Source organism: Saccharothrix isguenensis (assembly GCF_052936305.1).
On sequence record NZ_CP193626.1, the window covers coordinates 4,476,457 to 4,501,184 of the forward strand.

Here is a 24,728-nt window from a genome sequence, read left to right on the forward strand (position 1 = left end):
CCGCGCTCACCACCTACTTCCACCTCACCACGCCGACCGCCGTCACGGCGATGGAGGACGGCGACCCCGGCATCCTCGCCCGACTCTTCACCCTCCGCGACACCCTGCGCCCCGACCACGGCCCCACCACCCGCCGCACCGCACTCCGTGACACCTCACGAACCTGATCGACTTCTACACCTGACGTCGACAAACCCCGGCGCAGATCAGCGGCGACGACGCTGGAACTCGTGCCACGGCAGCATCTCGGGCACGTCGGCGCGCCCCCGCCAGGGTTCCGCCGAAGCCGAAGAGCACACCGCGAACCACGCGCCGCCCCTTCAGAACCGTCCGGCGCGGTGCGGGAAGTAGTCCTCCAGCACACCGTCGCGCTCCACGTCGACCGTGGCGCAGTGCAACCCACCGCCGAACGGCGCCACCGCCCGGAAGGGCACCGGCACGACCTCGAAGCCGAGCCCGACGAGCTGATCGGCCAGCCGGACCTCCTCCGCCTCGACGCACAAGGTGTTCGGGTCGAGGTTCAGCATGCTCACCGCGAGCCACGGGGTGCAGACGACAGCCTCATCCGGTGCTCCCACCTGGCCGGCGCAACGGCCTCCACCACCTCCCAGCCGTTGACCTCGAAGTACTTGGCCAGTTCCGGGTCGGCGAGGCGCTCACCGCTGTGCAGCACCAAGCCCGGGCGCACCGGCACGCGGATTCCCGGACGGTGCCGGACCACTACGAGAACCGGACCACACCTCAATACGCCGTCGACCGGCCAACCGGCTCGGTGCCGGTTTCCTCCTGCGCTATGACGTTTCAGCCAGCCGGGCATTCGCCGAGTGCTGCGGGCTGCAATACAGGGGACCGGATCTCGGCCTGCGCGGGCGACCAGGGCACCAGAAGCACACTCCGAAGGATTGCGCCAGCATTTCGGAAACTGTTCGAAATAGTTGACCGACGTCGGCGATCTCCCAACAATCGCAGTAGCGAATTGCGTCTCAACAGGCGATCCAATCCCCGTCTCGACACCACCCGCACTTATTCCCCAGCCGGCCAGGAGGTCCCTGTGACCCGCAAATCAGGGCGAGGCTCGTTCGTCCGCCTCGTCCTCGCCTTCGCCCTCGTCGCCACCGTCGCAGTGGCCATGCCGTTGACCGCGCGGCCTTCCCACGCGGCCACGCTGCTGACCACCGTGCAAGCGGAGTCCATGACCAACGGAGGCGGCTGCACAGCGCTCCAACAGGACCGCGCGGTCTACTACTGCAACAACGACAGCACCTACACCTCGTACGCGTTCAGCCAGGCCGGGCGCTACAGCGTCACGGTCCGAGGTGCGTCCAGCGCTGCCAACACGGCCGGTATCAGCGTGCTCGTCGGAGGCGCCAAGGTCGCCGGACTCACGTTCACCGGGACGGCGTTCACCGCGCAGTCGGCGATCTTCGACCTCACGTCCGGAGGCGCCCAGGAGATCCGGCTCAAGCTGGAGACCGACAACGGCCAGAACGACACCCACGTCGATTACATCGAGGTGTACCACGAAGGCGCGATCCCGCCGCTGCCACCGGCGCCGAACCCGCCGTCGACCGGCGCGTTCGCCAGCGGGGTGTACCGCAACCTGTTCCGGGAGTGGGACCCGTCGCTGACCGACGCGGCCGTCACCGCCAAGCTCAACACCTACTGGGATCACTTCTTCACCAGCACGGACGACACCAAGCGCCTGTACTACCCGGCCGGCTCCAACGCCAACGGCGCGCTGGCGTACATCAAAGACACCGGCAACGACGACGTGCGCTCCGAAGGCGTCAGCTACGGCATGATGATCGCCGTCCAGATGAACAAGAAGGCCGAGTTCAACGCCCTGTGGAACTGGGCGAAGACCTACATGCAGCACAAGACCGGACCCCGCTCGGGCTACTTCTGCTGGCAGGCCGACTTCACCGGGTCGTGCCGGGACAACAACCCCGCCTCCGACGGCGAGGAGTACTTCGCCACCGCCCTGTTCTTCGCCGGCCACCGCTGGGGCAACGGATCGGGCATCTACGACTACACCACCGAGGCCAACGGCATCCTCGACGAGATGCTGCACAAGGAGGACATCAACGGCGGCGTCGTGGACAGCGTCACGAACATGTTCAACCGCAACCAGAAGATGGTCGTGTTCGTGCCGTACGCCACCGCAGCCACGTTCTCCGACCCGTCCTACCACCTCCCCGCGTTCTACGAGCTGTGGGCCAGGTGGGCGACCGGCTGGAACGGCAACCAGGCCGCGGACCGCCAGTTCTGGCGCGACGCCGCCGCCCGCAGCAGGCAGTTCTTCGCGCAGGCGACACACCCGACGACCGGCCTGAACCCGGACTACGCCGAGTTCTCCGGCGCGCCGAACAACACCGGCAACCACGGTGACTTCCGCTTCGACGCCTGGCGCACCTCGGTCAACTGGGCGGTGGACCACGCCTGGTGGGCCGCCGACGCCAACTCCAAGACCCTCACCGACCGCATGCAAGCCTTCTTCGAGACCCAGGGCGTCAACGCCTACGTCAACCAGTACTCCCTCGCCGGGAACCCCTTGTCCTCCGACCGCTCCCCCGGTCTCATCGCGTCCAACGGCGCCGCCTCGCTGTCGGCCACCAACGCCCGCGCGTGGAAGTTCGTCGAGGCCATGTGGAACCTCCAGCCACCCACGGGCCAGTACCGCTACTACGACGGCCTGTTGACCTTCATGGCCATGCTGCACGCCAGTGGCAACTTCCGCATCCACAAGCCGGGCGGTGCTGTCGTCGACACCCAGCCGCCGACAGCACCGGGCAACCCGACGTCCTCGTCGAAGTCGTCCACCAGCGCGACGCTGTCCTGGTCGCCCTCCTCCGACAACGTCGGCGTCACCGGGTACACCGCCTACACGGGCGCCGGCACGACCGGCACGGCGGGCTGCACCGACGTCACCACCACCACCTGCACGGTCACCGGCCTCTCACCGAGCACCACGTACGTCTTCACGGTCAAAGCCCGCGACGCCGCCGGCAACACCAGCGCGGCGTCCACGAGCGTCTCGGTGACTACCAACACACCGTCGACCACCGCTCCGGCCGCGCCGTCGAACCTCACCGCCATCGCGGCACCCGGCTCCATCGCCCTGAACTGGCGCGACAACGCAGGCGACGAGACCGGCTTCGTCGTCGAGCGGAGGGTGGGCAGCGGAACGGCGTGGAGCCGATCCGGATCAGTGGGTGCCGGCGTCACCGGGTACCACGACAACTCGGTGACCACGGGTACGCGGTACAGCTACCGGGTGCGAGCGAGCAACCAGGCCGGAGACTCGGCCTGGTCCAACGAGGCGACCGCCACCGCCGTGGGAGCCGGCACCGGCAACCCCTACCAGCAGGTCGAGGCCGAGTCTTACGACACCGGCTCAGGAGTCACCACGCAGTCGTCCGACGGCGGAACCGTGGTCACCTTCTCCGGCGCGGGTAGCTACATCGCGTTCCACAACGTGGACTTCGGCTCCACGGGGGCGAGCCGCGTGCAGTTCCGCGTGGCCGGCGCCTCGCCCGGGGTGAACGTCCAGGTCCGCGTCGGCAGCACCTCCGCCTCCCCCGCCTGCACGGTGTACCCGGACGGCAACGGCACCTGGCACGTCAAGTCGAACTCCTGCTACCCGAAGGTGACGGGACTGCGGACCATCTACATCACCGTCACCGCACCCGTCCGGATCAACCACCTCACGTTCGCGTCCTGACCCGGGGGCACGACGGGCTGCTCGTCTGCGAGCGGCTGTCCCATCGAGTGCGCCGGGGTGCGACCATCACAGGTCGCACCCCGGCGCGGCGATGCCTTGACGCCACGGTGGACTGTTTCGCGTTTCCGCTGCAAGGGAACCCGGGAGTGTCGGCTCGGGCGATGGAGGGTGTATGCGGTGTCACTGACGGTGAACGGCAACTTGCTGGCGGGTCGCTACCGGTTGCTGGACACGGTGGGTGTCGGTGGCATGGCCGAGGTCTACCGGGCCGAGGACGTCGTGCTGGGCCGTGAGGTGGCGGTCAAGGTGTTCCGGCCTGGTTGGGACGACACGGCCAGGCACCGGTTCGAGACGGAGGTCCGCACGCTGGCCGGGCTGTCGCACCCCGGCCTGGTGCCGGTCCACGACGCCGGCACCGGGGGTGACACGCCGTTCCTGGTGATGCGGCTGGTCGAGGGGCGCACCCTGGGCGCGGAGATCGCCGACGGCCCGTTGCCGGTGCGACGGGTGCGGCGGCTGGGCGCCGAACTGGCCGAGGCCCTGGCCTACGTGCACGCGCAAGGCGTGGTGCACCGTGACGTCAAGCCGTCCAACATCCTGCTCGACGCCCACGACAGGCCGTACCTCGCCGACTTCGGTGTGGCCCACCTGCCCGGCGCGACCAGGCTGACCCGCACCGACCAGCTGGTCGGCACCGCCGCCTACCTCGCTCCCGAACAGGTCCGCGGCGCCGACGTCGACCACCCCGCCGACATCTACGCCCTCGGCCTGGTCCTGCTGGAGTGCCTCACCGGCCACCGCGAGTACCCCGGCAGCGAGGTCGAGGCGGCCGTCGCCCGCCTGCACCGCTCCCCCGCGCTCCCCGAGCACCTGCCGGCCGACCTGGTCGACCTGCTGTCCTCGATGACCGCCTCCGACCCCGACCAGCGGCCGACCGCCGCCGACTGCGCCCGTGCCCTCCGGACGGACCCGGCCGACGACACCGTCCCCGCTCCCGCTCCCGTCCCCGCTCCCGTCGCTGTCGTGGACACGGCTCCGATCAAGGCGCCGCGCTCGGCGCGGATGCCCCGCAAGGCGCTCCTCGCCTCGGCCGCAGCGCTGTTGGGCACGGTCAGCATCGCGTGGGCGCTCACACCCGACGCCCAACCGGTGAACTCGGCACCCGTGACCGCACCTTCGGCCACCTCGTCTTCCAGCGCGCCGACCGCGATCTCCCCCTCACTTCCCCAGACCGCACCGCCGCAGACCGCGGCACCGGCGACGATGCCGGCTCATCAGCCCACCGCCCAGGTCGACACCGCCACCCCGGCTCCAGCCCTCCCGGAGGTGGCGCGGCAACGAGGTGGACCGGCCAAGGAGAAGCCGCAGCCGCCAGGTAAGGGGAAGAAGTAGCCGGTTGCCCCACCCGGTGTGGGCAGGTGCCGCGACCGGCGGTAAACGTCGGAAAGTCGACATCAGGTCGTTGATGCGAGGTCGTCAAACGTGGGTCGGCCAGCGTTGTCCCGGCTCTTTGACCACCCGATCGCCGACGGCGAAGCCACGGAAGACTTCGGGCGTCACCCCGACGCTGATTGTTTCGTCGTCATCGGTGCGCACCACCAACCAGAAGTCGTAGCCGACGCTCCTCCCGGTGACGACCTTCTCGTGCCGCCGCTCGACGACGTGGCCGCGAAACATCTGAGCCGCCGTCGCGGCGACCCGGTTGCCGGGGAACGCCAGCAGGGCGAAACCGACGCAAGCCACAGCCACCAAGGCCACCACCGCTTCGACCGGCATCCCCATGTACAGGTCTTACCCCGGTCATCGGCATCGATACGCCACCCCTCGACCTGCACCCGTTCGGACCAGTCGCTCACGTGAGCCGCCCGGCGCGCACACCAAGAGGCCCCCGCAGTCAACGGTCGGGATGTCCGCATACCGATACGAACGGCTCCCGGTGCACTGGCCGTATCCGCGTTCGACCAGCCACATGGCAATGATTCCGATGCCGGTGCGGAGCCGATTGCTCTCGTCGAGCAGGCTGTCCACCGCCCGTGCCGGCCTGGCATCGGCTCGCGTCACCGAGGGGCGTGCTCGGGCAAGCGGCGGCCGGTAGGTGAACGACGGTGTCGCGGGCCTCGGGTGGGAACTTGGTGGGCGGAGGGTTGGTAGTCACCCGATTGGGGTAACAGTGGGTGCCGAGGCGTGTCCGCGTCCGGTGCAGTCCTGACCAGGATGCCCCATCGATCGACTAGGGACCACAGCGATGAGCAGCCACAACCTCCCCGTCGACGGTTCCGTCGTGCACAGCGGCGACACTCTCCCCGCCGGTCACAACGGCACCGAAACTCGTGCCCAGACCAGCGCCGCTCCGCCCGCTGACGTGGTCGCGACCCCGATCTACGACGAGTTGGCCGCCCGCTTCGACCTGCCGAACGGCCGTGAGGGCGCAGAGCGCAGCGCCGACCCCGCGCCGGTCGGCACAACCCCGTCCGGTGCCGTCGAGGTGGACGAGGAATCCATTGCCGTCCGTCCGGCCTGCTGACGAACCGCCGGTCATCGGATCGAGCGCAGGTTGGGGCGCATCGCGGCGGTGCCGGGAACGTGTCGACGGGCTGAGGGAGTGGACAGCCACCCGCACCCCTCACCTTGTCGGCTTACGGGTGCAGTTCCATCACGGCTGCGGCACGTCCGTGGACCGGTTCGCTCCGTCCCGGACCTGCCGTGGCGGCTGGCGGGACAGGCGAGCGCCGTCGACCCTGTCCGGTCACTTCCAGGTGATGGCACACGACACCGCGCGGGTGTTCATGCTGCACCGACGCCCCGGCTCCTGCTGGTGATCGGCTCGTGTTCGACGGTGATGCCGGTTGGTCGTGCGCTCGCTCAGGCCTACGGTGGGGTGCCGGGCTGACCGGTGCGCCCGGGAGTCGCTGGGCGGCAACCGTGAGGCGGTCGGGCGTGAGCGTCGAGAAGGATCCCGAGCCGCTGGTCCTGGGCTGGACGACCGAGCAGATGCCTCCCCTGGTGCAGGTCCGACAGTGGACGGCCACCGCGCTGGGGGACCTGGACGACGACCACCTGGAAGCGGTGCTGCTGATCAGCACCGAGTTGTTGACCAATGCCTACGAGCACGGCGACAGCCCGTACGGGGTCCGCCTCAGACGCGGCCGGGTGCCGTGCCGGGTGCGGATCGAGGTCGACGACACCTCGCCGGACCAGCCGGTGGTCGGACGCTCCCGGCTCGCCGACACCCGCGGCCGGGGCCTGATCATGGTCGACAAGCTGTCCTGGAAGTGGGGCGTCTCCCCTCTGCCCGGTGGGGGCAAGACCGTGTGGGCGACCATCTCCTGTGATCAGGAAGGCTGGATCCCCTGCACGGGGGACACCTGAGTCCACGCCCGCACATCGGCATGAGCGCCCGTTGGAATGCACGTCACGTCGGTCGGGGCTGGTGGTTCCACCCGGCCGAGGCGTGGACGACGCGCCTGGCGATCTCGGCGTCGAGTGGGCTCATGTCCTCACCGACGGCGTCCGACGGCGGCCACCACAGGAAGTCGAGCACCTCGTCGTTGACCAGCAGTCGGGGCGCGTCCTGGAGCCGGACGCGGTAGACGGCGAGGAGTTCGTGGCGGTCCGGGTTGGTGAGATCGAACTCGGCCACCGCGACGCCGTCCGGTTCCGCTCCGTCGATGCCGGTCTCCTCGCGGAGTTCCCGGACCGCGGCCTGACGTGACGTCTCGCCAGGCTCGCGTGCTCCTCCCGGGAGCTCCCACTGCCTTCGCCAACTGTCGAACACCATGAGCACGGCGCCCGCGTGCTCGGCCACGACCACGGACGCCGGTACGGCCGCCCGATCGTCCAGGCGCTCCAACTCCACCTCGGTGACGACGCGAAACCCCGTCAACGCGTTGCCTGCCCGGTCACGGATCGGAAGCGGAGCCACGAGAACCATGCAACCGCGACCACGAGCGACCTGCACGCTGAACCCCGACGGGCGGCGATGCCGCAGTGAGCACGTGCTCACCGGCAACACCCGCTTCACGGCATGAGCGGATGCTTGCCTCGTCTCGGGTTCGCGCGATCATCTCTCCATGAGGTGGCTCACCGGCGCGGGCACAGCGGCCGTTCAGGCGTAGTCGCGCAGCGTGCGCGCAACGTCGTGCGGCGACGGCATCGCGGCCACCTCGGCGGCCATCGCGCGGGCCGCGTGGCGCACGGCCTCGTCGGTGAGCAACCGCCGTGCCTTCGTCGCGATCGCCTCAGCGGTCACGTCCTCGGCCAACAGGTGGTCGCCCAGGCCGGCGGCGGTCACCACCTCGGCGTTGTTGAACTGGTCGGCCGCCTGCGGCAGGACGAGCTGCGGCACGCCCGCGCCGAACGTGCCCATCGTGGTGCCCGCGCCGCCGTGGTGGACCACGAGGTCCGCGTGGGGCAGCAAATCTGCTTGGGGCACCCACGGCAGCACCACGACGTTGTCCGGCAGTTCGCTCAGCGCCTCCGGATCGACCTTCGGTCCGGCGGCCACGAGCACCCTCCCGCCCACCACCGCCAGGCCTTCGACGGCGGTGCGCAACAGCGCCGCCTCGCTGAACGCCGTGCCCAACGTCAGGTACACCAAGGGCTCCTGGTGCTCCACGACCCACGACGGCAACTCGCCCGGTGCGGCGAACGCCACCGGCCGCAACGGAATCCGGTGCACCGACGAGGCCAGGAACGCCGGGTTCTGCACCGAAGGCGGGCAGATGTCGAGGTACGGGTGGCCCAGCGCCATGGAGTCGGTCCGGGGCACCTCGACGCCCAGCTCCGCGCCGAGGGCGGTGAGGTAGTCGCGCGCGGGCTCGGCGAAGTCGGGCTCCTGCCACATCCGACCGTACGAGTGGCACAGCGCGGGCACACCCGCGACCTTCGCGGCCAGGCCGGCGCCGGGGTTGCCGAACTCGTGCACGACCAGGTCTGGCTTGCGCTCGGCGAGGACCGGCGCGAGCCCGGTGGCGAAGCTGCGCGGCAACACGGAGGCGAACGTGAACGCGACCCGCTCGGTGTCGACGTGGCTCGGCGTCTCGGGCCTGGCGCCCGCGATCGCGGACTCGAACGCCTTGCCCGGCGACATGCCGCCCCTGATGTGCTTGATGCCGTGTGCGGTCAGGACGTCCGCGAAGACCTTGCCGGTGAAGTAGTCGACATCGTGGCCGAGCTCTCGCGCGGCGACGGCGAGCGGCAGCAGGGGGAAGGTGTGCCCGTATAAACCCAGGCTGGAGAAGAGGATTCGCACGGGTGCAGAGCCTAGGTACTCCGGCCACACTTGGCGACTATGTGCGTTTCCGCTGGTAGTGGCTCTACGTGATCAGTTCGGACTATGTTCTCGAAGGCAGCCGGCCGAACAGTCCGGCCGCCGGTCGGCGTGACGGCGAGTGGGATGCCGGTGGCGTCCCACTGCCCCGGGCAGAACACCGCTCCGGTCGCGGCGAGAGGTGACCACCGGAGGTGATCGTCGGCGAACCGGCCGACAGGCACGACATGCGGTCCGCGACGGAGTCGGTCGTAAAGGGGCCGGGGCGTCGGTCATCACCGATCTGCTCCATGCGCATTCTCGCCACGCTGCCGGTGCGGTCGGCCGGTAACACGACGGCGCTCCTGAAAGATTCGTTTTTTCACGGGCGGAACGTACGGGAAATAGTCGGGCGCCCATCGGACCCCGCCGAGTTCCTGGCGGTGGCGCGCGACGTCGGGTCGCGCACCGGTGGTACGGGTAATGGTTCTTCCGGTGACCGGACCCGACTTCTGCGGCCACGTTTGGCCCACGCCGTCCTGGCACCGCCGTGGCCGGCACACCGCTGGACCGACCGGAGCAACGTCCCGCGAAGTGCGCGAGAAGACCTTGCGGATTCACGAAATCACCTTCTTGAAGGCGTTCGCTCTCCTGTGCTTGGATGCCTTGGGGCACCTGACCGGCCGGTTGAGGGTCGGCGTCCATTCGGGGTCACGAGAACTGCGGCAATGCGCCTGCGGTCAATTCGACGAGCGGTTGGTCGACGAACCGCACCACCGAAGGACTCGCGGGAGCGCCATGACGACAGGAACACCTCCCAGCGCGGGGTCCGCGACGGCCGGGTTGCGCGCCACGTGGGCGAACTGGGTGGACGAGGCGGTGCGGTCGCGGTTGCGGATCGCGCGCTTGCTGCCGTCCGGGGGCGTGGGACTGGTCGTGTTCCTAACCGTGCTCAACCTCGCCCTCGGCCTGTTGCCGGTGGGCTTCGTGGTCGCGACGAGCATGGTGGTCGGCGAGGTGCCCGCCGCGGTCGACGGCGGGGTCGGCAGCGCGGCCTGGGACCGGCTGACCTCGATCTTCCTGCTCGCCGCCGCCGCGTTCCTGCTCACGCAGGTCCTCACCCCCGTGGGCAACGCCCTGGGCCAGCAGTTGCGGCGACGGGTCGACAGCGCGCTGCGGAACGACGCGATGGCGTTGATGCTGCGGCCGGTCGGCATCGGGCCGTTGGAGGACCAGCGCACGCTGGACGAGCTGAACGAGGCCGTGCGCGCCTTCGACCGCGACTGGGGCACACCGGGGCAGGCGTGCGCCGGCATGGTGGCGCTGGTTGCCCGCTACACCCGCCTGGTGGCCCTGGTGGTGGCCATCGGGCTGACGATCGGGTGGCCTGCGGGGCTCGGGGTCGGTGCGGCGGTGTCGGCGTTCCGCTACGGCCAGCGCGGCGGACTGCGCAAGTACTCGCGAGTGGGACGCGACCTCATCGGCAGGATGCGCGAGATCGGCTACCTCAACGGACTCACGATGACCGACGTGGCGGCGAAGGAGATCCGGATGTTCGGCCTCACCGGCTGGCTCGCGGATCGCTACGCGGCCGTGTGGGAGACCGTGCGCAACACCTTCGAGCGGGCGCGCCGCCGCGTCTACCTGACCCCGTACCTGCTGCTGACGTCCGTCGGTCTGCTGCTGGCCGGTGCCGCGATGGTGCACGCCGCTCAGCTCGCCGCGACCGGTCGGGTGAGCCTGACCGCGTTGGCGCTCGGGGTGCAGGCGGTCGCGATGGCGATGTCGCTCGGCGGCCACTACTCCGAGTCGGACACCAGCACGCAGTTCGCGATGCAGTCGCTGACCGCGCTGCAACGGTTGCGCGACCGGCTCGCCGAGCTGGACGAGGGGCAGCCGCGGCCCGGTCGGGTCGAGGTGCCCGCGGGCACGCCCGCCGGGTCGCTCACCTTCGACCGCGTCGGCTTCCACTACCCCGGTTCGGACCACACCGTGCTCGACGGCATCGAGCTGGAGCTGCCTGCCGGGCGCTGCACGGCGGTGGTGGGGGTCAACGGTGCGGGCAAGACCACACTGGTGAAGCTGCTCGCGCGGCTGTACGAGCCGACGTCGGGTGCGGTGCGCGCGGACGGCGTGGACATCGCGGAGTTCGACCCGGTGCGGTGGCGCCGCCAGGTCGGGGTGATCTTCCAGGACTTCGTGCGCTACGAGTTGACCGCGGCGGAGAACATCGCGCTGGGCGCGGCGCACGTGCCGGTGGACCGGGCGGTGGTGCTGCGTGCCGCGGAACGGGCCGGGATCGCCGACGCGCTGCTCGCCCTGCCCGGTGGCCTGGACACGCCGCTCTCGCGCGCCTACCCGGGCGGGACGGACCTGTCCGGCGGGCAGTGGCAGCGGATCGCCATCGCCCGTGCGCTCTACGCCTTGGAGGCGGGTGCGACGGTGCTGGTGCTGGACGAGCCGACCGCATCGCTGGACGTGCGCGCCGAGGTGGCGTTCTTCGACCGGTTCGTGGAGCTGACGCGCGGAGTGACCTCGCTGCTCATCTCGCACCGGTTCTCCAGCGTGCGGCGGGCCGACCACATCGTGGTGGTGGACGGCGGGCACGTGGTGGAGCGGGGTTCGCACGACGAGCTGATCGCGGTGGGCGGCCACTACGCACGCCTCTTCGCCTTGCAGGCGAAGCGATTCGCCCGAGGGCTGGACGCGGAGGACATGGAGGAGACCGACGCCGTGGAGGACGACGCGCTGGACGGCGGCACGGCCCCAGGGCACCCGGCGGACCAGCCGGCGCTCGATGGGGCGGCGGCGCCCAGGCAGGCCGCGGATCGGCCGGCGGCGAACGGCGCGGCGGCGGACACGGCCGCAGCGGACGCGGTGGCGGAGGGGGTCAGCCGGTGATCGACGTCGTCCGCGGTGGCTGGGAGTTGCTCCTCATCGCCTGGCAGGAGAGCCGGTACCGGTTGGTGCTCGCCGTCGTGCTCATGATCGCCCAGGCGTCGGCTATACCGCTGGCCGCGCCCGCCCTGGCCGCGTTGGCCGACTCGGCGCTGGCGGGAGACGTCCGGGGCGCGTCCGTGGCGGCGGTGCTGGTCGTGGTCGCGGTGATCGCCGCGCTGACCGCCGGGCACTTCGCCCACATCTTCTACTTCGAGCTCGGCGACCGCGCGGTGCCACGCCTGGAACGCGAGCTGATCGAGATGACCAACGGCTCGGCCGGTCTGGAGCACCACGAGCGACCCGAGTACGCCGACAAGATCCAGGTGCTGCGCAACGAGCTGCACCGGGCCGGGTGGGGTTCGATGGAGGGCCTGCTGAACAGCCTCGGGCTGCTGGTGGCGATCTCCCTCACCGCGGTCCTGCTGGCGCGGCTCAACCCGCTGCTGTTGCTGCTGCCGCTCGCGGCCGTGCCGCCGGTGCTGCTCGGGCGGCGGGCGGAGTCGATCGTCAACGGCGCGCGCGAGCGTTCGGCGGCGCCGTCCCGGCACGCCAAGCACCTCTTCGGGCTCGTGGCGAACGCGGCGTCGGCCAAGGAGCTGCGCGTCGGCGGGCTGGAGTCGGAGCTGCGCTCGCGCCAGCGCCGGGCCTGGGACGACGCGTCGGCGCAGCTGTGGCGCGGTGAGCGCCGGGCCGTGCTGCTGCGCACCGGCGGAGAGCTGTTCTTCGCCGTGGCCTACGTGTTGGGCACGCTGCTGGTGCTGCGTGACGCGGTGGCCGGCCACCGCAGCGTGGGCGACATCCTGCTCGTGCTGACCTTGGCGTCACAGGTGAACCAGCAGGTGACCTCATCGGTGGCCACGATGCAGGAGATGCAGCGCACCGGACGCGTCATGGCCAACGTGCGCTGGGTCCGCGCGCTGGTGGCGGGCCAGGCGCCGCCACCCCCCGACCGGGACGTGCCCCGACGCATCCGGGACGGCATCGAGCTGCGCGGCGTGTCCTTCACCTACCCGGGCACCGACCGTCCGGTCATCGCCGACGTCGACCTCACCCTGCCCGCGGGCAGCACGGTCGCGTTCGTCGGTGAGAACGGCGCGGGGAAGACCACCCTGATCAAGCTGCTGTGCCGGTTCTACCCGGCCACCACCGGCACGGTCTCGCTGGACGGCACGGACTTCACCCGCTTCCCCGTGGACGAGTGGCGCGCCCGCATCGCCAGCGGGTTCCAGGACTTCGCCCGGTTCGAGCTGCTCGTCCGCGAGAACGTCGGTGTCGGCGAGCTGACCGAGATCGACTCGGCCGACGCCGTGCACGACGCCCTGCGCCGCGCACACGCCGAGGACGTCCTGGACCACCTTCAGGACGGTATCGAAACCCGGCTCGGCAAGACCTACGCCAACGGCGTGGAGCTGTCCGGCGGGCAGTGGCAGAAGCTCGCGCTCGGCCGGGCCATGATGCGCCGCGAGCCGTTGCTGCTCATCCTCGACGAACCCACCTCGGCGCTCGACGCGCAGGCCGAGCACCGGTTGTTCGAGCGGTACGCGGCCGGCGCGCGTGAGGTCGGCCGGCGGACCGGTGCCATCACCTTGCTCGTCTCGCACCGGTTCTCCACCGTGCGCATGGCCGACCTCATCGTGGTGGTGGCCGGCGGACGGGTGGAGGAACACGGCTCACACGACGAACTCATGACCGCGAACGGCCTGTATGCCGAGTTGTACTCGATGCAGGCGGCGGCTTATGCGTGACGTGTGGTCGACGGCCGACGTCGAGCGGTTGGCCGCCGAGCGGTCGGCCCCGGACGTGTGGGACTACATCGCCGGCGGCAGCGGTGAGGAGGTCACGCTCGCCGCGAACCGGGCCGCGTTGGACCGGGTCGCGGTCGTGCCGCGGGCGCTGGTGGACGTCTCTGCCTGCGACACGGGCTCCGAGCTGTTCGGTGTCGCGTCGACGCTGCCGCTGGCCGTGGCTCCGATGGCCTACCAGCGGCTGATCCACGACGGTGGCGAGCGCGCGGTCGCTGCCGCCGCGGCGGCGGCCGGTGTGCCGTACGTCGTGAGCACGCTCAGCTCCGACCCGATCGAGGACGTGGCCGCGGCGGGCGGCACGACGTGGTTCCAGCTGTACTGGCTGCGCGACCGCGAGCTGGTGGTGAAGCTGCTGCGCCGTGCCGAGGAGGCGGGGTGCGGTGCGGTGGTGCTGACGGTCGACGTGCCGGTGCTCGGGCGGCGGCTGCGGGACATGCGCAACGGGTTCGGGCTGCCGTCGTGGGTGAAGCCGGTGAACACCGACGGCGAGGTGGGCGACCGGGTGGAGGGTGACTCGGTGATCGCCCGGCACACCAGTGCGGTGTTCGACCCGTCGTTGAGCTGGCGTGATCTGGAGTGGATCCGGGCGCACACGACCCTGCCGTTGGTCGTCAAGGGGGTGCTCGACCCGGGGGACGCGGCGCGGGCCGTCGACCTCGGGGTGCAGGGTGTGGTGGTGTCCAACCACGGTGGGCGGCAGTTGGACGGTGCGGTGGCGAGTGCCGTCGCGCTGCCGGGGGTCGTCGCCGCGGTGGGTGGGCGGTGCCCGGTGCTGCTGGACAGCGGGGTTCGCAGCGGGGTGGACGTCTTGCGGGCACTGGCGCTCGGGGCCGCGGCGGTTCTGGTCGGCAGGCCCGTGCTGTGGGGGCTCGCGGCGGGTGGTGAGGAGGGTGTGGCAGCGGTGCTGGACGTGCTGCGGGCCGAGTTCGAGACGGCGCTGCGCCTTGCGGGCTGCCCGGACGTGCCCTCGGCCCGCCGCCTGACCGTCGCCGAGAGTCCGGCGCTCACGGCGCGTGAGTCCTACGAACGGAGCACGTGAGTGCAACGCTCACACCGAACGCCCCGCGTGGACGCGGTACGACGGTTGGGTGTGTCGCCACCGATTGTGTACAGGTGACGCCGCAGGTTCGTCGAGCAACCCCGGGACGGCCCTGTCCGCGAGCCCCGTCCCGGCGACTCAGGCCACCGACACCGCTAGCCGTGAGCGTTGGCCTCGTCCTCCGCGGACGTAGGACTCTCGACACGTGGACGTAGGACTCTCGCGTCGACCGCGAGGTACCGGCGCAGGAAGGTGGCGACTTCGGCCCTGGCTTCACGTGCCGCGTCCGCGACACCCGACATGGCGAAGAAGCCGTGCGCCACACCGTCGTAGCGCGTGGCGACCACGGGCACACCGGCCTCCCGCAGGCGTTCGGCGTACTGCTCCCCCTCGTCGCGGAGCGGGTCGTGCTCGGCCGTGATCACGAGTGCCGGCGGCAGCCCGGTGAGGTCCTCGGCCAGCAGCGGCGAGACCAGGGGGTTGCTTCCGTGGTCCGGGCTCGCCAGGTAGTGGCTCCAGTACCAGGCGACGGACCGGCGGTTGAACGCGGCGGGGTCGTCGTTGACCCGCATGGACTCCGTCTCGCCGCGGTGGTCGGTGTTGGGGTAGACCAGCACTTGCGCGGCGAGCGCGAGTTCGCCCCGGGTGCCGAGGGCGGTCACGGCCGCCAGGTTGCCGCCGGCGCTGTCACCGGCCACGGCGAGGCGGTCGGGGTCGACGCCGAGGGAGGCGGCGTTCGCCGCGATCCAGGACACGGCCGTGCGGCAGTCGTCCACGGCAGCGGGGAACTTGTGCTCGGGCGCCAGGCGGTATCCCACGGTGATCACCTGGCACGGCACCGCGTTGGCCAGCGCGCGGCATATCTCGTCGGACGTCTCGATGCTCCCGAGCGTCCAGCCGCCGCCGAAGAAGTAGACCAGGGTGGGCATGGGCTCGGCCGTGCCCACCGTGCGGTAGATCCGGATCGGCAGGTCGCCGTCCGGTCCGGGCAGGTGGCGGTCGGCAACGTGGTGCACCGGCTCACCCTGGCCCGCCGCCGCCCGGATCGCCGCGAGGTCGGCCTTCCGGGCTTCCTCGACCGAGAGCGTGTACAGCGGCCGGACGCTCTCGGGCGTCGACCGCACCTGCGGGTCGGGTGACATGCGGACCTCCCGTGGTCAGTGTTTCAGCACCTTCTGGATCGCGGCCGTCAGCTGGGCGCGGTCGGGCTGCACGGCGTGGTCCAACGCGAGGGCGAACGGCACCACGGCACCGTCCGGCCTGGTCACCCGGACGGGTGGGGCGAGCAGGTCGAACCGCTCGGCGGCGGTGGCGAGGACCTCGGCCGCGATGCCGCACATGCGGTTGGAGTCGTCGACCACCACCAGCCGACCGGTCCGGGCCACCGACGCGGCCAGCCCGTCCCAGTCGAAGGGGTACGCGGTGCGCGGGTCGAACACCTCGACCGACACCTCACCGGCCAGTTCCCCGGCGACCGCGAGCGCGTCGTGCACGAGGTGCCCGACCGCGACGACCGTGACGTCCTCGCCGTCCCGGTGCACCCGCCCGACGCCGAGCGGCACCGGGGCCAGCGCGTCGAAATCGACGTCCACCCGCACCCCGAGCGCCGCCGCCGGCGCGAACACCACCACCGGGTCGTCGTCCCGGATGGCGGTGACCAGCAGGCCGTAGGCGTCCTCGGGTGTGGCCGGCACGACCGTCTTCACACCCGCGTGGGCGAACAGGGCGTACGGGTGGTCGGAGTGCTGCCCGGCCCAGCCGGTCTTCGACCCGGAGCCGGGCACCAGGTAGGTCACCGGCACTCGGGCCTGGCCGCCGGTCATGAGCGAGAACTTGTGCGCCTGGTTGACGATCTGCTCGAACGCCAGGTACAGCAGCGCCGGGATCTGGAACTCGATCACCGGACGGCGGCCGAGCAACGCGGCTCCGGTGGCGAAGCCGGTGAACGCCTGCTCCGACAGCGGCGTGTCCAGCACCCGGTCCGGTCCGAACCGCTTGAGCAGGCCCGCGGTCACGTTCGAGACCGCCACGCGGACGTCCTCGCCCAGCACGAACACCGCCGGGTCGCGCGCCATCTCGTCGCCGAGCGCCCGGTTGAGCGCCTTGTGGTAGGACAACCACGGCATCACCCACCACCGCCCGGACGCGCGCGCATCCCGGTGGCGTACAGGTGGTCGAGCGCGCCGACCGGGTCCGGGTGCGGGCTGCCGAGCGCGAACGCGACCGCCGTGTCCACAGTGGACTCGACCTCCGCGTCGACCCGTTCCCGCTCCGCCGCGGTCACCCGCACGCCCTGGATCACCACCGGGTCCCTCTGGCGTCCACTGTGGACCTCTTCGTCGTCGCGGTAGCGGACCCGGGCCTTGTGCTCCCACGTGTGGTGCGCGTCGAACCGGTAGGTCAGGCACTCGACCAACGACGGCCCGCCGCCCGCACGAGCGCGGTCCACCGCCTCACGTGCCGCGCCGAGCACCGTCCGCGGGTCCATCCCGTCCACCGTCACCGAGGGCATCCCGAACGCCGCGCCGCGCCCGGTGATCGTGCCGGCGACCGCGTCGGCGACGGTCAGGGTGGTGGCGTAACCGTTGTTCTCGCAGACGAACAGCACCGGCAGCCGCCACAGGGCGGCGAGGTTCATGGCCTCCAGCAGCACGCCCTGGTTGACCGCACCGTCACCGAAGAAGCTCACCGCGACCTGGTCGCGGCCCGCCTGCCCGGCGGCCCAGGCCGCGCCGGCGGTGATGGCGCCGTTCGCGCCGACGATCGCGTTCGCGCCGAGGATGCCCAACCCGAAGTCCGCGGCGTGCATGGACCCTCCGCGCCCCCGGTTGAGCCCGGTGGCGCGGCCGGCCAGTTCGGCGAGCACCCTGGCGGGATCGGCGCCCTTCGCGAGCACGTGCCCGTGCCCGCGGTGGGTGCTCGTGATCATGTCGTCCCCGCGCAGCGCCGCGCACACCCCGGCCGCGACGGCTTCCTGGCCGGTGTACGGGTGGATGCCGCCGACGATGTCGCCGGAGTGGACGAGCTCGACCGCCCGTTCCTCGAACCGTCGGATCAGCCGCACCGTCCGGTACAGGCCGATGTCGGTGTCCGGTGCCGGCTGCACCATGGTCAGGCGCGCCACACCGGAGGGCAGAACTCCGGGTCGGCGTAGTCGGGCCTGTCGTCCGCGGTGCGGCGCACGAGGGAGTCGTGGTTGTAGAAGGCGGGGCTGCCGTCGGACAGGGGGAACTCGCGGTAGGCGTTGTCGCCGTCCTGGAGGTGCAGCGAGATGGCCTGCCGCGGCCGGGCCGCGCGGTTGGGTCCGCTGCCGTGGTAGGTGCGGCAGTGGTGGAAGCTCATGTGCCCCTTGGGTATGTCCATCGGGATCTTCGTCACCCGGGTGCCGTTGTGCGCGGCGTTGACCGAGAGCAGGTTCTCCAGGTGGTTCGCGTCCCGCTCGGCGAAGTGCTTGTTCGCGCTGTCGTCCGAGCCGACCTCCTCCCAGCGGTGGCTGCCGTCGACCATGGTGATCGTGCCCAGCTCCTCGTCGCAGTCGTGGAACGGGATGAACGCGGTGAGCATCGCGTCCGAGGAGGACGACAGCCAGTAGTGCTTGTCGAAGTGCCAGGGCACGACGTTGGACGGCTCCGCGGCGATCGGCGGCTTGTAGATCAGCGTCGACTGGAACACCCGGATCTCGTCGGCCTGCGCCAGGCGTGCGGCCACTGCGCCGAGCAGCGGCTTGAGCAGCGCCTTGGCGATCGGGTCGCTCTCGTAGTGCACGTAGTCGTTGTGGCGCTGCACGTCACCGTTCTCGGGCGTCCAGTAGGCCAGCCGGGGAGGTCGGGTCGGCAGCCGGCGGCTCCGCTCACCCGCGTAGTACCGGTCGACCGCGGCGGCCAGCTCGTCCACCTCGTCGTCGGAGAAGAGCTTCTTGGAGAGGTACCAGCCGTGCTCGGCGTAGAACCGGACCTCGTCGTCGGTCGGGAGCAGGGCGCGCTCCTGCTCGGTCAGCGTGAACTCGTGCACCGTGGTCTCCCCTTCAGCCGGCCGTCGTGCCGGACAGTTCGCCCCGCTTCGCCTCGTACAGCGCCTTGATGTTCCCGCTGCCGAAGGTCAGCGCGCCCCGCCGCTCGATGATCTCCAGGAACAACGTCCGGCGCACGTGCATCGACTCGGTGAAGATCTGGAGCAACTGCCCCCAGTGGTCCCGGTCGACCAGCACGCCGAGCTCGCGCAGCTCGTCCAGCGGCGCGTCCAGGTGGCCGACCCGCTCTTCGAGCGTGTCGTAGTAGGTGCTCGGCGTGCCGAGGAACCGCACGCCCCTGCCGCCGAGCGTGCTCACGGCCTTGACGATGTCGTCGGTGCCGAACGCGACGTGCTGCACGCCGGCGCCCGCGTGCCAGGTCAGGAAGTTGTCGATCTGGCCGGGCCGGCGTTGCGGGTCGGGCTCGATCAACGTGAAGGTGACCTGCCCCGACGAGCTCTGCACCACCCTGGAGTCCATGCCCTGGCCGCCGACCTCGACGTACTCCTCGAAGATCTGCGTGAAGCCGAACACGTCCACGTAGTACCGGGCGGTCGGGGCGAGTCCGCCGGCCGGCACGCAGATCGCGATGTGGTCGATCACGCGCAGCACCTTGTCGTCCGTGTCCGGCTCGGGGTCGGTCACCTCGATCGCGCCGGGCAGGAACGCGCGCCGCGAGCCGTGCCGCTCGACCAGCCGGTGCGTCACGTCGGAGAAACCGGACACCTCGGCCACGACCACCCGCTGGTCGTGCCCGCCCGGCCCTTCGGTCACGTACTCGCGTGGCGGCGACACCGATTCGGCGCCGCGCTCGGTGAGGCCGCGGTAGGCGGCTTCGACGTCGTCCACACCGATCCCGATGACCGCCACGCCGTCGCCGTGCCGGCGCACGTACTCGGTCGCCGGGTGGTCCGGGGCCAGACCGGTGGTCAGGACGACCTGGATGTCACCCTGCCGCAGCAGCAGCGACCGCCGGCCCTCCAGCCCGGTCTCGGGGCCGCCCTGGCCGCAGACCTTGAACCCGAACGCGGTGCAGAGGTAGAACGCCGCCTGCCTCGCGTCGCCCACGTACAGCTCGATGTGGTCAATCCCGGAGGTTTTCATCAGGCATCCCGATCACTTCCCGGAGCACGTCAGCGGCTCCCGAGACGGTGGTCATGCGGCTGTACTGGCCGCTGTCGAGTTCCATGCGCACGCCGTAGCGCTGTTCCACCTGGTTCACGAGCCAGGCCAGCTCCATCGACTCGATCAGCTCGGGGACGTCGTCCGCCGGTCTGCCGTCGAGGCCGGCGAGCATCGCCAGGACGTCGTCCCGATCGGGGGCGTGGTCCTGGCCCACCGCGGCACTCCGTTCCCCGCCGTCCCCGTCCCCCACTGTCCTCATCGGATCACCTTCCACCACGCGCGACCTCGCGGAGCACCGAGCGGTCGCGCACCAGCTTTCCCGTCGTGGTGCGCGGCATCGCGTCGAGCACGTGCACCCGGCGTGGTCTCTTGTAGGCGGCGAGCCGTTCGGCCAGTCCCGCCTGGACGGTCGCCGCCGTGGCCGGGGCGTCGAGTTGCGCGTAGGCCGTGATCACGTCGTCGTTCAGCACGACGGCCGCGATCACCCCGGGCAGTTCGGCCAGCGTCGCCTCCACCTCGGTCAGGTCGACCTTCAGGCCGCCGACCGACACCTGCGAGTCGAGGCGCCCCTTGACCGTCACCAGGCCGGTGTCCGGGTCGACCGTGCCCGCGTCCCTGGTGCGCAGCCAGCCGTCCGCCCACCGCTCCGGGTCCGACAGGCCGACGTAGGGCGACCGCGGCCGGCTCACCAGCAGCTCGCCGTCGCGCTCGACCACCGCGAGGCCCGGCGCGGGGGTGAGCGCGGGCCGGTGCTCGCCGAACAGGTCGGTCGCGATCACGCCGACCTCGGTCATCCCCCACATGTTGCCCAGCGGCACGCCGTACTTGCCGGTGAAGGCGGTCGCGGTCGCGGCGGGCACCGCTTCGCCACCGGTGGTCATGCGCCTGAGCTGCGGCAGGGACGGAGGGTCCACGACCGACGCGAGCAGACCGATGTGGAACGGCACGCCCAGCACCGTCGCCGGTGTGGCTTCGCCCGCCACCGCGTCCAGCACGCTGTCGCCGGTGAGCCGTTCGGGCGGTCTGATCTGCACACCCGCGTGCAGGCCGTAGAGCAGCGCGCCGACGAGTCCGAGGACGTGCACCATCGACGCCAGCACGATGATCCGCTCGCCCGGCAGCGGCACGCCGTCGATCCGGGTGTACCGCTCGACCTCGGCGATCAGGTCGGCGGCCGTGCGGCCGATCACCTTGGACGGTCCGGTGGAGCCCGAGCTGAACTGGATCACCGCGTGCGGTGTCGCCGCGGGACGGCCGGGACGTGCCGTGACGGTCTCCTCGACCTCGGCGAACGCGCTGAGCGGTCCGCTGGTGATCCGCCCCGGTTCGACCACCACCTGCGGTGCGAGCCGACCGAGCGCGGCGTCGACCTCGAACGCGGTCAGGCGGTGGTCGAGGAGGCTGACCTGGGCGCCGATGCGCCACCCGGCGAGCAGGTTCGCCACGTAGGCCACCGACGGCGGCAGGCGCAGTGCGAGCGACCCGCCCGCGCGCAGTCCCGCCTCCGCCAGGCGCGCCTGCCGGTCCGCGACCATCCGGCGCAGCGCGGACCGGTCGACCGGTTCTCCCGAATACAGGCAGACACCGTCGTCCGCGCCGCGGAGCAGGATTTCGTCCACCCATTCCGGACTCGTCTCGAGTTCGAATCCAGGCGACGCCAGGCCTTTTGTCATCAGGTCTCCCGCCTGGTTCCGCACAGCGCTTCGAAAAAGTTTCGCAGAAGTTTCGGATCAATCACGGTCCGCGTGGGCAGAATCGTACGTCACGGTTCACCCGACGCACTATCGGCCAATCGGCCGCGATGGATCACCACGTTCGCCGACCGGGCGCACGTCATTGACCAGTGCGGCCAGCCGATCGAGGCCGCGGTCGATCTGCTCGACCGAGACGACGCTGCACGAAAGGCGCAGCGCGCGAACTCCCGAACTTCCGTCGTAGAAATGGCCCATTGGTGTCCACAACACGCCGTAATCACGCGCCGAGCGTTCCAGGAGCCGGTCGTCCACCACGAACGGGACGGTGACCACGACGAAGAACCCACCGGTCGGCACGGTCCAGGTGACGTCCGACCCGGGTGGGAAGCGCTCCGCCAGCCCGGTCACGAGGTGCCGCAGGTTCCGGTCGTAGAGCTGCCGTTCGGGGGCGGTCGCACCGGTGAGGCGGCAGCCGTGCGCCAGCAGCTTGCCGCCGACGACGGCCTGCGCGATCGGCGACGTGTTCACCGTGAGCATGCTCTTGATCTTCGACAGCTGGTCGGCGAACAGGCCGATCGTGCCGTCGGCGCCGGATACCCGCTGGTCGGCGACCACGTAGCCGACCCGTGCGCCGGGCAGCACGGACTTGGCGAACGAGCCCAGGTAGACGACGCGACGGTCCGCGTCCAGGGCCTTGAGCGTGGGCACCCGGTCGGCGTCGCCGTGGAACAGCCCGTACGGGTTGTCCTCGATCAGCAGGACGTCCTCGGCCGCCACGACCTCCAGCAGGCGCTGCCTGGTCGCCAGGTCCAGGCTCAGCCCCGACGGGTTGGCGAAGTCGGGGACGACGTAGCAGGCGCGCGGCCGACGACCGGCGACGCGTTCCCGGCGGATCACCGCGACCAGGTCCTCCAGGTCGATCCCGTTCTCCCCGGTGCGGACCGGGCGCACGGGCAGGTCGACCAACCGGGCCGCGCCGGTCAGCCCGACGTACGTCGGCGATACCGCGAGCAGCACGTCGCGTTCGTCGGCACGCAGCGCGCGCAGGACGAGGAACATCGCTTCTTGGCAACCGGCGGTGATCACGACCGATTCAGGGTCGACCGGGATGTCCTCGTCCAGGCGCAGGTTTTCCGCGACCAGTTCGTGGATGATCCCCTTGGTCCGACCGTACTGCAATACGGTGCGCCGCACCTGTTCCTCGGTGAGGTGCCGGGCGAGGTGCCCGGAGAAGATGCGCAGATATCGGTGCACGTCCTCCAGTTCGAAGAACTCCTCGCTCGGTCTCCCGGCGGCCAGCGGTATCGCGTCCGGATAGTGGATCGCCACCTCGTTGAGGAAATTCATCGAGTTCAGGGCGGGGTCCTCCAACGCGCCGAACAGCGTGTCGGTGGCCAGGTCGGCGACATTCCCGGCGGTGGCCGGCGACGCGCTCACCTCCCGTCACCCCCGGTGGACCGGCGGCGCTCGCGGGTGGCCATGACGGCGCGGAGCAGGTCGTCCAACTCGTCGTCGGACAACTGCGCCAACCGGGCCGCCCGATCGGCTTCCGCCACCCGGTCCGCTTGGGCGGCCTCCAACTCCGCCGACACGAACTCCGCGAGCGCCGCGATGGTCGGCGAGGCGAAGATCCGCGGAAGGACCAGGGTGACGCCGTAGGTGTCGGCGACGAGCGAGGCGAACCGGACCGCCGTGAGCGATCCCCCACCCAGGCCGAACAGGTTGTCGTGCACGCCGACGTGTTCGATCTCGGGGAGCAGGCCGACCCAGGTCTCGGCCATGGCCCGCTCGATCTCGACCCGCGACGGCACCGGACTCACGTCCACTTCGGTCTTCGCGGTCTCTGCGGCGGCAGGCCGGACCGCGCCGTTCGGCGACAGCTCGACCAGCGACAGCTCCGTCCGCGACGATTCGCCCGGTGACGGCTCGGTCGCCGCTGACCACGTGTCCTCGGGAACCGGCACCAGCAGCTCCGACACCGCGCCGTCCACGGCCGCGTGCTCCAGCACCGCAACCACCGACTGCAGCAACCAGTCGGCGAACCCCGAGTCGGTGCGGTGGTCCAGGGTCAGTGCGCCGTTCTCGTCCGCACGCAGGTCGAGATCGGCTTCGGCGGCGTCCGTCAGGACGACCCGGCTCCGCACGGTCACGCCGGGAAGGTCCAGCGCGGGCGCGGCAGGCGGCGGGAAGGTGAACCGCACCGCGCCGGAGAGGTCGACACCCAGTCCTCCAGCGAGCACCGTGAGCGGGACCTCGTCGTGCGACAACGCTTCTGCCGCGGCGTCCCGCACCCGGACGAGCAGGTCGGCGAAGGTCGGCTCACCCGCCAAGGACACCCGGACGGGAACCACGTCGGCGAACGGGCCCGCAACCGACTCCAGCTCCACCCGGATGCGACCACTCACCGGGAGCCCGATCACGACATCGGTCCGGTCCGCGTACCGGGACAGCACCACCGCGTACCCGGCGAGGAACGCCGTGGACAGGGTGGCGCCGACCCCCTCCGCCACGGCGGCCAGTCGCCGGACCGCAGCCGAGTCGACCACCGCGGTCAGCGATGCGGCACGGTGTCCGGCCGGGAGCCGCAACGGTCCGGGAACGTCGCGCAACACCTCGCGCCAGTGCTCCAGCTGACGCGCCAACTCCTCACCGCGCAACCGCTCACGCTGCCACACGGCGTAATCGCTGTAGTCCATCCACGACCGGTGCAACGTCGACGATCCGTCAGAGTACGCAGTGGACAGGTCGGCGAGCAGCATCGCCAGCGCGGAACCATCGACCACGACCCGGTGCGCCGCCAGCGCGAACAGCCACCGGTCCGCACCGACCTCGATCACCGCGGCCCTCAACAAGGGCTCGCGCGAAAGGTCGAACGGCCGCTCGGCCAGTTCGGCGGCGATCGACTCGGCCCGCTCCACGTCACCGGGCAGCACGACGTGCTCCACCACCACACGCCCCGTCTCCGAGACGACCTGCTCCCCGGAGGCGGTGACGTGCGTCCGGAGCGTCGAGTGCCTCGCGGCCACGACGTCCATCGCCCGTTGCAGCGCGACGGGGTCGACCGGACCGTCCAGCCAGGTCGCGTGGGACAGGGCCGCGGGCAGGGAGAGCGCCCACTCCTGTGCGAACGACAACGGATACCGCACG

Annotated in this window: 21 protein-coding genes; 7 read left to right on the forward strand and 14 right to left on the reverse strand. The window is 71.0% G+C overall.

Going from position 1 to position 24,728, the window contains the following annotated elements:
- Positions 1-320: 320 nt before the first annotated feature.
- Together ACRAKI_RS20100 and ACRAKI_RS20105 are read right to left on the reverse strand one after the other, a co-directional pair.
- Complete coding sequence (locus ACRAKI_RS20100) at positions 321-533, reverse strand: hypothetical protein (protein WP_447002045.1); 213 nt, start codon at positions 531-533, stop codon at positions 321-323.
- Positions 530-694, reverse strand: coding sequence for a hypothetical protein (locus ACRAKI_RS20105; RefSeq protein ID WP_447002046.1), 165 nt, complete (start codon positions 692-694; stop codon positions 530-532). Before ACRAKI_RS20105 ends, ACRAKI_RS20100 begins: the two co-directional genes overlap by 4 nt.
- A gap of 357 nt (positions 695-1,051) precedes the next feature.
- Between ACRAKI_RS20105 and ACRAKI_RS20110 the strand changes: the two genes are divergently transcribed.
- Together ACRAKI_RS20110 and ACRAKI_RS20115 are read left to right on the forward strand one after the other, a co-directional pair.
- Positions 1,052-3,721, forward strand: a complete 2,670-nt coding sequence (locus ACRAKI_RS20110; RefSeq protein WP_447002047.1) for a glycosyl hydrolase family 8 — start codon at positions 1,052-1,054, stop codon at positions 3,719-3,721.
- A 177-nt stretch (positions 3,722-3,898) separates the two neighbouring features.
- Positions 3,899-5,113: a protein kinase domain-containing protein gene (locus ACRAKI_RS20115; RefSeq protein WP_447002048.1), complete on the forward strand. Its 1,215-nt coding sequence runs from the start codon at positions 3,899-3,901 to the stop codon at positions 5,111-5,113.
- Positions 5,114-5,197: 84 nt separating this feature from the next.
- On the opposite strand, the gene ACRAKI_RS20120 is transcribed toward ACRAKI_RS20115, so the two are convergent.
- Positions 5,198-5,503, reverse strand: a complete 306-nt coding sequence (locus ACRAKI_RS20120) for a DUF7489 domain-containing protein (RefSeq protein ID WP_447002049.1) — start codon at positions 5,501-5,503, stop codon at positions 5,198-5,200.
- Positions 5,504-5,966: 463 nt separating this feature from the next.
- Between ACRAKI_RS20120 and ACRAKI_RS20125 the strand changes: the two genes are divergently transcribed.
- Positions 5,967-6,245, forward strand: coding sequence for a hypothetical protein (locus ACRAKI_RS20125; RefSeq protein WP_447002050.1), 279 nt, complete (start codon positions 5,967-5,969; stop codon positions 6,243-6,245).
- Between the two features lie 413 nt (positions 6,246-6,658).
- Positions 6,659-7,090: an ATP-binding protein gene (locus ACRAKI_RS20130; protein ID WP_447002051.1), complete on the forward strand. Its 432-nt coding sequence runs from the start codon at positions 6,659-6,661 to the stop codon at positions 7,088-7,090.
- A gap of 43 nt (positions 7,091-7,133) precedes the next feature.
- Here ACRAKI_RS20130 and ACRAKI_RS20135 read toward each other — a convergent pair whose 3' ends face one another.
- Together ACRAKI_RS20135 and ACRAKI_RS20140 are read right to left on the reverse strand one after the other, a co-directional pair.
- Entirely contained in the window at positions 7,134-7,643 is a 510-nt protein-coding gene (locus tag ACRAKI_RS20135; RefSeq protein ID WP_447002052.1) for an NUDIX hydrolase, read from the reverse strand.
- 183 nt (positions 7,644-7,826) lie between these two features.
- Positions 7,827-8,972 (reverse strand): glycosyltransferase, encoded by a 1,146-nt coding sequence (locus ACRAKI_RS20140; RefSeq protein ID WP_447002053.1) that lies wholly within the window; start codon positions 8,970-8,972, stop codon positions 7,827-7,829.
- Between the two features lie 795 nt (positions 8,973-9,767).
- Between ACRAKI_RS20140 and ACRAKI_RS20145 the strand changes: the two genes are divergently transcribed.
- The 3 genes from ACRAKI_RS20145 to ACRAKI_RS20155 are packed head-to-tail and all read left to right on the forward strand — an operon-like array spanning position 9,768 to position 14,753.
- A complete protein-coding gene (locus ACRAKI_RS20145) occupies positions 9,768-11,870 on the forward strand; it encodes an ABC transporter ATP-binding protein (protein WP_447002054.1) in 2,103 nt (700 codons plus the stop codon).
- Positions 11,867-13,654, forward strand: coding sequence for an ABC transporter ATP-binding protein (locus ACRAKI_RS20150; protein WP_447002055.1), 1,788 nt, complete (start codon positions 11,867-11,869; stop codon positions 13,652-13,654). Before ACRAKI_RS20145 ends, ACRAKI_RS20150 begins: the two co-directional genes overlap by 4 nt.
- Complete coding sequence (locus ACRAKI_RS20155; protein ID WP_447002056.1) at positions 13,647-14,753, forward strand: alpha-hydroxy acid oxidase; 1,107 nt, start codon at positions 13,647-13,649, stop codon at positions 14,751-14,753. Before ACRAKI_RS20150 ends, ACRAKI_RS20155 begins: the two co-directional genes overlap by 8 nt.
- Before the next feature lie 155 nt (positions 14,754-14,908).
- Here the strand turns inward: ACRAKI_RS20155 and ACRAKI_RS20160 are convergent, their stop codons facing one another.
- From ACRAKI_RS20160 to ACRAKI_RS20200, 9 genes are all read right to left on the reverse strand, one after another.
- Positions 14,909-15,895, reverse strand: a complete 987-nt coding sequence (locus ACRAKI_RS20160) for an alpha/beta hydrolase (RefSeq protein ID WP_447002057.1) — start codon at positions 15,893-15,895, stop codon at positions 14,909-14,911.
- Between the two features lie 15 nt (positions 15,896-15,910).
- Positions 15,911-16,879 carry an alpha-ketoacid dehydrogenase subunit beta gene (locus ACRAKI_RS20165; RefSeq protein WP_447002058.1) on the reverse strand — a complete coding sequence of 323 codons (969 nt, stop codon included), beginning with the start codon at positions 16,877-16,879 and terminating at the stop codon, positions 15,911-15,913.
- On the reverse strand, positions 16,879-17,862 hold the full coding sequence (locus tag ACRAKI_RS20170; protein ID WP_447002059.1) for a thiamine pyrophosphate-dependent dehydrogenase E1 component subunit alpha: 984 nt from the start codon (positions 17,860-17,862) through the stop codon (positions 16,879-16,881). The genes ACRAKI_RS20165 and ACRAKI_RS20170 overlap by 1 nt, the downstream gene beginning before the upstream one ends.
- 2 nt (positions 17,863-17,864) lie before the next feature.
- Positions 17,865-18,764 carry a phytanoyl-CoA dioxygenase family protein gene (locus ACRAKI_RS20175; RefSeq protein ID WP_447002060.1) on the reverse strand — a complete coding sequence of 300 codons (900 nt, stop codon included), beginning with the start codon at positions 18,762-18,764 and terminating at the stop codon, positions 17,865-17,867.
- Between the two features lie 13 nt (positions 18,765-18,777).
- Entirely contained in the window at positions 18,778-19,866 is a 1,089-nt protein-coding gene (gene hppD / locus ACRAKI_RS20180; RefSeq protein ID WP_447002061.1) for a 4-hydroxyphenylpyruvate dioxygenase, read from the reverse strand.
- Positions 19,847-20,146, reverse strand: coding sequence for a hypothetical protein (locus ACRAKI_RS20185; RefSeq protein WP_447002062.1), 300 nt, complete (start codon positions 20,144-20,146; stop codon positions 19,847-19,849). Before ACRAKI_RS20185 ends, hppD begins: the two co-directional genes overlap by 20 nt.
- Before the next feature lie 4 nt (positions 20,147-20,150).
- On the reverse strand, positions 20,151-21,506 hold the full coding sequence (locus tag ACRAKI_RS20190; protein WP_447002063.1) for a class I adenylate-forming enzyme family protein: 1,356 nt from the start codon (positions 21,504-21,506) through the stop codon (positions 20,151-20,153).
- A 162-nt stretch (positions 21,507-21,668) separates the two neighbouring features.
- Positions 21,669-23,018 (reverse strand): aminotransferase-like domain-containing protein, encoded by a 1,350-nt coding sequence (locus tag ACRAKI_RS20195; RefSeq protein WP_447002064.1) that lies wholly within the window; start codon positions 23,016-23,018, stop codon positions 21,669-21,671.
- The gene (locus ACRAKI_RS20200) at positions 23,015-24,727 is read right to left on the reverse strand and encodes a condensation domain-containing protein (protein ID WP_447002065.1); all 1,713 of its coding nucleotides are present in this window, start codon (positions 24,725-24,727) and stop codon (positions 23,015-23,017) included. Before ACRAKI_RS20200 ends, ACRAKI_RS20195 begins: the two co-directional genes overlap by 4 nt.
- Position 24,728 lies beyond the last annotated feature (1 nt).